Source organism: Frankia sp. CgKIO3, from assembly GCF_977946435.1.
Window position 1 is genome coordinate 1 of the sequence record NZ_CDWTMO010000076.1, and the last position, 7,290, is coordinate 7,290.

Annotated in this window: 8 protein-coding genes and 1 pseudogene; 6 read left to right on the forward strand and 3 right to left on the reverse strand. The window is 69.7% G+C overall.

What is annotated here, in order from left to right; genetic code table 11:
• From AC08OJ_RS10610 to AC08OJ_RS10620, 3 genes are all read left to right on the forward strand, one after another.
• A partial coding sequence (locus AC08OJ_RS10610) for a hypothetical protein (RefSeq protein WP_476595646.1) occupies positions 1-337 on the forward strand: 337 nt, incomplete at its 5' end.
• Positions 338-372: 35 nt separating this feature from the next.
• Positions 373-1,392: an SRPBCC family protein gene (locus tag AC08OJ_RS10615; protein WP_476595647.1), complete on the forward strand. Its 1,020-nt coding sequence runs from the start codon at positions 373-375 to the stop codon at positions 1,390-1,392.
• A gap of 72 nt (positions 1,393-1,464) precedes the next feature.
• Positions 1,465-2,010 (forward strand): MOSC domain-containing protein, encoded by a 546-nt coding sequence (locus AC08OJ_RS10620; protein WP_476592498.1) that lies wholly within the window; start codon positions 1,465-1,467, stop codon positions 2,008-2,010.
• Here the strand turns inward: AC08OJ_RS10620 and AC08OJ_RS10625 are convergent.
• On the reverse strand, positions 1,965-2,489 hold the full coding sequence (locus tag AC08OJ_RS10625) for an arsenate reductase ArsC (RefSeq protein ID WP_476592497.1): 525 nt from the start codon (positions 2,487-2,489) through the stop codon (positions 1,965-1,967). The two genes, AC08OJ_RS10620 and AC08OJ_RS10625, sit on opposite strands and share 46 nt — an antisense overlap.
• A gap of 599 nt (positions 2,490-3,088) precedes the next feature.
• Positions 3,089-4,297 carry an acyl-CoA dehydrogenase family protein gene (locus AC08OJ_RS10630; RefSeq protein ID WP_476595648.1) on the reverse strand — a complete coding sequence of 403 codons (1,209 nt, stop codon included), beginning with the start codon at positions 4,295-4,297 and terminating at the stop codon, positions 3,089-3,091.
• A 399-nt stretch (positions 4,298-4,696) separates the two neighbouring features.
• Here AC08OJ_RS10630 and AC08OJ_RS10635 point away from each other — a divergent pair.
• Together AC08OJ_RS10635 and AC08OJ_RS10640 are read left to right on the forward strand one after the other, a co-directional pair.
• A pseudogene (locus AC08OJ_RS10635) lies at positions 4,697-5,008 on the forward strand (PhoD-like phosphatase N-terminal domain-containing protein); the annotation flags it as partial.
• A 35-nt stretch (positions 5,009-5,043) separates the two neighbouring features.
• Positions 5,044-6,177: an alkaline phosphatase D family protein gene (locus AC08OJ_RS10640; RefSeq protein WP_476592495.1), complete on the forward strand. Its 1,134-nt coding sequence runs from the start codon at positions 5,044-5,046 to the stop codon at positions 6,175-6,177.
• On the opposite strand, the gene AC08OJ_RS10645 is transcribed toward AC08OJ_RS10640, so the two are convergent.
• Positions 6,170-6,754 carry a hypothetical protein gene (locus AC08OJ_RS10645; protein WP_476595649.1) on the reverse strand — a complete coding sequence of 195 codons (585 nt, stop codon included), beginning with the start codon at positions 6,752-6,754 and terminating at the stop codon, positions 6,170-6,172. The genes AC08OJ_RS10640 and AC08OJ_RS10645 overlap by 8 nt on opposite strands.
• Before the next feature lie 235 nt (positions 6,755-6,989).
• On the opposite strand from AC08OJ_RS10645, the gene AC08OJ_RS10650 reads away from it, so the two are divergent.
• On the forward strand, positions 6,990-7,290 hold a 301-nt coding region (locus tag AC08OJ_RS10650; protein WP_476595650.1), incomplete at its 3' end, for a DUF72 domain-containing protein.

The window sequence follows — 7,290 nt, forward strand, 5'->3', positions numbered from 1 at the left end:
GGGGGTGACCGGGGCCGTCAAAGGGGTGACCGGGGCCGTGCCGGAGGTCGCCGCACCCGGCCGGGGCGAAGGAGAGGGCGAGAAGCTGGCGCCCGCCGCGGCGGAATCCGAGGAGGGCACCTCGGGCGGGCAGACCGAGCAGCGTGGGCAGACCGAGCAGCGTGGGCAGGCGGAGCAGACCGAGCAGGGCGAGCGGTCGGAGCAACGGGCGGCCGGTGAGGGAGCGGCGCCCGAGGCTGTGGCGCAGTCCGGTGCGCAACGCCGTTCTTCGCCCGGACGTTCGGCGGGGCCGCGCCGCGCCGCGCGTGGCCGGCAGAACGTCACCTCCGAGCGGTGACATCCGAGGGACGGTCCGATCGACGAGGAGCGGAGATGACGCAGACGACAGAGCGGCCGACGACGAAGCCACCGGCGCAGGGTTTTCTCGGTGCCCTGCGTGACAGCCCGGCGACCAAGAGCCTGCTCGACGAGACGAAGAACTTGGCGAAGGCGGGTGGGGCGCACCTGGTCGGCAGGACGGCGCAGCGGCTCACCTCGAGCACGGAGAAACTCCACGGGCTGGCCGAGAGGAACGGCAAGGAGGGTAAGCTTTCCCCGCTCGCCGAGGGCGTCCAGCGGCTGGTCAAGGGGGAACCGCCGACGAAGGCGGCCTTCAGGACCGCGGCCTCGGCGATGCGCGAGAAGGCGAAGGGGGCGCTGAAGATCGGCCGCGGGAAGCGCGGCGGCAAGAGCGGGCCACTCAAAGCCACGAACATCGAGGAGACGGTGGACGTCGGTGTCCCGGTGTCCGTCGCCTACGACCAGTGGACGCAGTTCCCGGATTTCGCCCGTTTCATGAAGGGCGTGGAGGCGGTGGAAGCGAAGAGCGAGACCGAGCAGAACTGGCGGGTCAAGGTCTTCAAGTCCCGACGCAGCTGGAAGGCGACCATCCAAGAGCAGATCCCGGACCGGCGGATCGCTTGGACGTCCGAGGGCGGAAAGGGCTCCACCAGGGGCGCCGTCACTTTTCATCCGCTCGCTGACGACCTCACCCGGATCCTGCTGACCATAGAATACTATCCCAGCGGGTTCGTCGAGAGGACGGGGAATATCTGGCGTGCCGGCGGCCGGCGGGCCCGCCTCGATCTCAAGCATTTCCGCCGGTTCATCATGATGCAGGGCAAGGCAACCGGGTCGTGGCGAGGCGAGATTCGCGACGGCAAAGTGGTGGCACAGCCCGAGGAGTCGGGGGCCGGCCACGAGAGAGAGGGCGGCGACCGTTCCCAGCGAGCCGAGCAGGCCCAAGCCGAACGCGCCGAGCAGGCCGAGGCCGAGCGGGCCGAGGAAAAAGGGAGTGCCGAGCAGAAAGGGGGCGCCGAGCAGGCCGAGCAGGCCGAAACCGCGCGGCGGTGAGTATGGCGAGGGTGCGCGGGTTCCTGCGATTGTCCGGGCGCGGGTGACCCGAAACGGGGTAGCGTCGGCATCATGGCCGCGGGACGCCTGGTCGGGATCTACACCACGCCGATCCGGGGTACCCGGAGGCGGGCCTGTGAGGCTGTTCGAGTGATCGAGGGTCACGGCCTCGAAGGCGACCGCTACGCCATCGGCACCGGGACCTACTCCGCGCGCGGTGGCGCCGGTCGTGCCGTCACGCTGATCGAGCGTGAGGTCATCGCCGCCGTGGCCGCGGATGCCGGGGTGGCTCTGGCCGAGTGGGAGACCAGGCGAAACCTGGTGACGGAGGGCGTCGCGCTACTCGACCTTGTCGGGCGGACCTTCCGCATCGACGACGTTGTCCTGCTCGGTGCCCGGCCCTGCCCACCGTGCTCCTACCTCGAACAGCTCACCCGCCCCGGGGTCTGGAGCGCGCTACGCGACCGGGGTGGCCTGCGCGCCGACGTCGTGCGTGGCGGCACCGTCCGGATCGGCGCGACGATCATCATCCCGCACCGGGAGGCCGAGTCCGTCGACGCGGTCGCGCCGGATCACGCGGTTGTGTCGGGTGCGCCCGCCCCGACCGGTGGAGGATAGCGCCACGCATCCGGGTCAGTACCGCCAGGCGGGATCCCGGTGTAACCGGGCTGGTTCTTCAGTAGCCCGACGCGGGCGGCCACGCCGAGACTGTAGACCAGCGCCCGGACGCGGGCGTCGATCTCGTCGCGGATCGACCGGATCTCCTCGAGCGCGCACTCCGCCGGATCATCCAGTTTCCAGGTGAGGTAGCGCGTGTCGGGGTAGCTGGGAACGGCGTCATCGCATCCCATGTTGATGACGACGATGGAGTCGCGGACCATCTCGTTGGTCAGTCGCTTCGGGGACTCCCGGGACAGGTCGATGCCTACCTCGGCCATGACGGTGACGACTCCCGGGTGGATGGCCGGGGCCGGGGCGGTGCCGGCGGATCGGGCGCGGAACAGGCCACGACCATGTCGGTCGAGCAGAGCGGCGCCTATCTGAGAACGGCCCGCGTTGTGAACGCAGACGAACAGCACTTCGGGCGGACGAGCCACGAACGCTCCTGGTCGGCCGTGCTGGAACGGTGGGATAACGGGTTGCCGGGGGGCGTCGGAATGTATTTTCTTCGGATCTGGATGTCGGGTCGCGATGTCAGGTGTTTGTTTGAATGTTGATGTTCGCGGGCTTCCGCTATAGCGGGTGTTGGGTATGCCTTGGTGAGGCATCGTCGAACACGGTTTCGCCGGGTGTGGCATCGCGGACTGTGATTTCATGGGCCGGATGTTCGCGGACTGCGAGTCTTGCCGACGTGACCATCGCCGACCGCGAACGTCGCCGGTCATTGTCAACAACATTCTGATAACACTGATGTAGTCGTTCGAGTCAGCCGTGGGTTGCCAGTGGCATACTCCCACGGGTGTCACCGGGTGCTCCCCGCGGGGATGGGTACGGTGCTCCCCAAGGGGATGGGTACGGTGCTGGGCACACCGCGGCCGAGATCTACGCGGACTTCGTCCGCCGGGACGGTCCCGGTCGGAACTTCTCGGCCGTCATCACCGCCATCCGCGAGGGCGCCCTGGGTGCCCGCCACGACGGGGAAACCGCAGGAGGAAACCGCAGGACCGTACTCGGGGCTCGGGGCATCGGGCGGGGGTCAGCGCCGCATCAGCAACGAGCCGCCCAGGAGATACGACCCGACCATCTCGAAGTTCGTCGGCGCCAGGGTGATGTGCGCGACCACGGTGTGGATGTCGCGGAAGCAGCGGTCGAGCCGGCCGGCCGCGCCCAGGGCCCTGGTGCCGGCCAGGCCGTGCAGGGTGTCCACGGCCTTCAGGGTGTTTTCGCCGACGGCGGCGGCGGCGAGCCGGATCAGGGCGCTGAGCTTCTCCCCGCCGATGAGGCGGGCACTCGCGTGGCCGGCCGCATCGTCGAGCAGCAGTTCGCCCGCTCTGACCAGGGCCGCAGCGCGGGCGATGCCGGCCTGAACGGTGTGGCTGGACGCCAGCGTCTCCGTCCCGCGGGCAGGAACCGCGCTGACCGCCAGCCCCGGGAAGGCGCTCAGCGCGTCCTGGGCGATGCCGAGCGCTGTTGACGCGGTCGTGAACGGGCCGAAGTCGTAGTACGCGATGGGGTAGCCGCGCGAGGGCCGGGCCGCGGGCAGCCGGCGCAGCAGCCCGCCGTCGACGGTGTGCTCCTCGGGGACGAAGAGGTCGTCGACAGTGAAGCTGACGCTCCCGGTGCCGCGCAGCCCTATCGTGAACCAGTCGTCGGTGAAACGGGCGGCATCCCGCGGAACGAACATCATCCGGGTTGTGGGCGGGGTCGGGGCCGACGAGTCCGCCATACTTCCCGCGGCTACCTCGCCGGCCGCGCTGGTTTCGGTGACGAGTGAGGCGCACACCAGCCAGTCGGCGTGGGTGGAGCCGCTGGCGAAGGACCACCGACCGCGTACCCGGTGACCGCCGGGGACGGCCTCGGCGTGGCCCGACGGGTTGATCCCACCGACGACGAGACCATCGCTCTCCCGGAACATCCGGCCGGCCGTCTGCTCCGGGAGGTAGTCCGACATCCGGCCGATAACGCCCTGGACCCCCATCTGCCAGGCGACGGAGGCGTCGATCCGGGCGAGCGCCTGGAGCACCGCGGAACCGGTCCGGACACTCACCCCGCCACCGCCGAAGGCCGGGGAGACCCACATCCGGTGGATGTTCTGCTCACGCAGGGCGTCGATGACGTCGGGCGGCGTCATTCTCTCCTGTTCGGCCTGTTCACGGTGCTGGACCAGGACCGGGGCGACTTTCTCGACCCGGGCGAGCCAGTGCCTGGTCTCGTCGTCGGGGTGGGCGGGGCCTGGCCAGAACATGTCACGCATCCACTCTGATCAACCGCCTGATCTACTGACGGCAAAGCTCCGACTGAAACCGCATCTACGGATAGATCATAGCAATTTCTACGTAGATACGGATCGCGAAAGCGCTAAGGGGCCGTGAGAGCGGCCCAGATGACCAGGGTTTCCCCGGCTCTGCGGCTCTGCGGCTCTGCGCGTGACTTTATCCGAGCGGTCGGCGCCCGGGTTCCTCGCGAGGGTTACCCGGAAGAGGTGGTCTGGGCGGGACGCGGTGCGGCAGGCGGTGCGGGACGCCACGCACAGTTCACTTTTTCGCTTCCGGAACGGGGGCCGACGGCTGCCCGGAACCTGCACTGTGATGGTCGACGTCGGGGGACTGCGGCCATACGGACAGTGACAGGAGGGCCGGGCGAGATGGCAGAGGAACGCGTGCCGAACCGACGGGACGTGCTGGCCCGAGCGACGGTGGCGTCACTGGCGGCCGCCGCCGGCACCGCCGTAGGGGTTCCGGCGGCGCGGGTCGCGGACCGGGCCCCGGGCCAGGTGCGGGGTGGCCGGCCCACGTTCACCTCCGGCGTGCAGTCCGGCGATGTCACCGCGGACAGCGCGGTGGTGTGGGCACGGGCCGATCGGCCGGCGGCGCTCGCGGTCGACGTGGCAGCCACCGAGACGTTCACCGCCGCCCGGCGGGTCGGCGTCGTCCGGGTGGGCGCGGCGACCGACTTCACCACCCGGACTTCGCGATTTGCTCCGGGGACACCGTGTACGCGGACGGGCCGCTCCTCCCGACGGTTCCGTTCGCGGACGGCTCGCTGTGGCGCAACCTCGTCGTCCCGGAGAAGTCCAAGGTCGCCGAGACCCTCGCGGAGTACCGCGGCAACTACCGGTACAACCTGCTCGACGCAAACCTGCTCGCGTTCAACCGCGAGGTGCCGTGGGTGTTCCAGTGGGACGACCACGAGACGCTCAACAACTGGTATCCCAGTGAGATTCTTGACGATTCCCGGTACAGCGAGAAACGGGTGGACGTCCTCGCGGCGCGTTCGCGGCAGGCGTTCCTGGAGTACACCCCGTTCATTCCCGGTCGGGCCGGCCCGGGCGGGAGGATCTACCGCAGGATCTCCTACGGCCCGCTGCTCGACGTCTTCGTCCTGGACCTGCGCTCGTTCAAGAACCCGAATCCCGACGGCCAGGAGGATCCCGCCGGCGTGGCGATCCTCGGCCGCCACCAGAGCGAGTGGCTGCTGGCCGGGCTCGCCGCCAGCCGCGCCACCTGGAAGGTGGTCGCCGCCGATCTCCCGCTCGGGCTGCTGGTGCCGGACAACCCGAGCGGCGTGGAGGCGGTGGGGCAGGGCCGGCCGGGTGCCCCCCTGGGGCGCGAGGTGGAAATCGCGGACCTCCTCGCCGGCCTCCGCCGGCACCGGGTCCGCAATGTGGTCTGGGTGACTGCTGACGTCCATTACACGGCGGCGCACCACTACCCACCCGGACCGGGCCGCCTTCACCGATTTCGCCCCGTTCTGGGAGTTCGTCTCCGGGCCGTTGAACGCCGGAACGTTCGGCCCGAACACGCTCGACCCCACCTTCGGCCCCGAGGCTATTTTCGTGAAGGCCCCTCCGGCGGGTCAGTCCAACCTGCCGCCCTCGGCCGGTCTGCAGTTCTTCGGCCGCGTGCACCTCGATCCCGGTGGCGGGCTCACCGTGGAGCTGCGGGACTCCGGCGGTGCGGTGCTCTGGTCGACCACGCTCGCCGCCGCCTGACCGGCCGCAGCCCCGGGCAATCTGCTCGGGCCGGCTGGCCGTCGTCACCCCAGCCACCCCGGGAGGACATCAACCGGCCCGGGTCCGTAGCCGACTCCGGCTACGGACCCGGATCCGTGTCTGCGGTCAGCTGATGGTCCGGCTGACCCGGACGAACAGGTGGTGGAAGCCGGCGATGCCACCGAACAGGCCGCCGATCTCCAGCACCTGGACGCGGGCCAGCGCGTCGGCGGTCGTGGTGTCCGAGGACGGCAGGTTGGCGAGGGCCTTGGCGAACGCCTCGTCGAAGCTGAGTGCGGGTGACAGTCCGATGGCCTCTTCCGCCCCTGGCTCGGTCCCCGCCTCCGCCTCCGGCGCGGCGGTCCGGTGAGCGCTCCCGCGAACGGTGTCGACGTAGCCGGCCAGTTCCTTGCCGCAGGGCTCGATGTCGACCTGGTCGGTGCCGTCGGCGTGATGGACGGTGATCCGGGGTTGATCCTCGGGGTAGCGAACCATCTCGGCGTAGCGGTATGGCGTGACCACCTGCGGGAAGACGCCGGGCCGCGCGCGGCGCTCGAGGTCGAACTGTTGCGGGAAGATGCGCACCCTGCTCTCGGCGATGTCGACGTCGAATCCGGGCGTGGGCAGGTCGCCTTCGGCGACGATCAGCACGTACGGCCCTTCGCGGAAAGCACTTATTCTGGTCCGACTGGCCAGTTCACGACGACTCATGGCTTCTCCCAACGGCGGAGGAATGGGTCCGGAAGTGGTTCCCCTCGATGGCATTCTCGTACGTCGTGGGGCCGGACGGCTGCCGTTGCCCGTATAGCCGACAGGCCCGGGTCCGAGCCCGAGCGGGGTACCGGTACATTCGCCTGTAAAAGGATAACGGGTCCTGACGTCAACCATGCCGTTCGCGGGCAGGTACCGGTTCGCGAGCGTGGAACCCGGCGGGGGGGTGACGGGCATGGGTGACATTCTGGTCGGGACAGCTTCCTGGACGGACCCGACGCTGCTGAGGTCCGGATGGTACCCACCGGAGGTCACCAGCGCCGAGCAGCGGCTGCGCTACTATGCCCGGCAGTTCCCGCTGGTCGAGGTCGACTCCACCTACTACGCGCCGCCGGCGGAGCGGACGGTGCGGACGTGGGCGACGCGCACCCCGGCCGACTTCACCTTCAACGTCAAGGCTTTCTCGCTGCTCACGGGGCATCCGACTCGCCCGGGCGCGCTGTATAGGGACCTGCGCGACGTTGTCGGGCCGGATC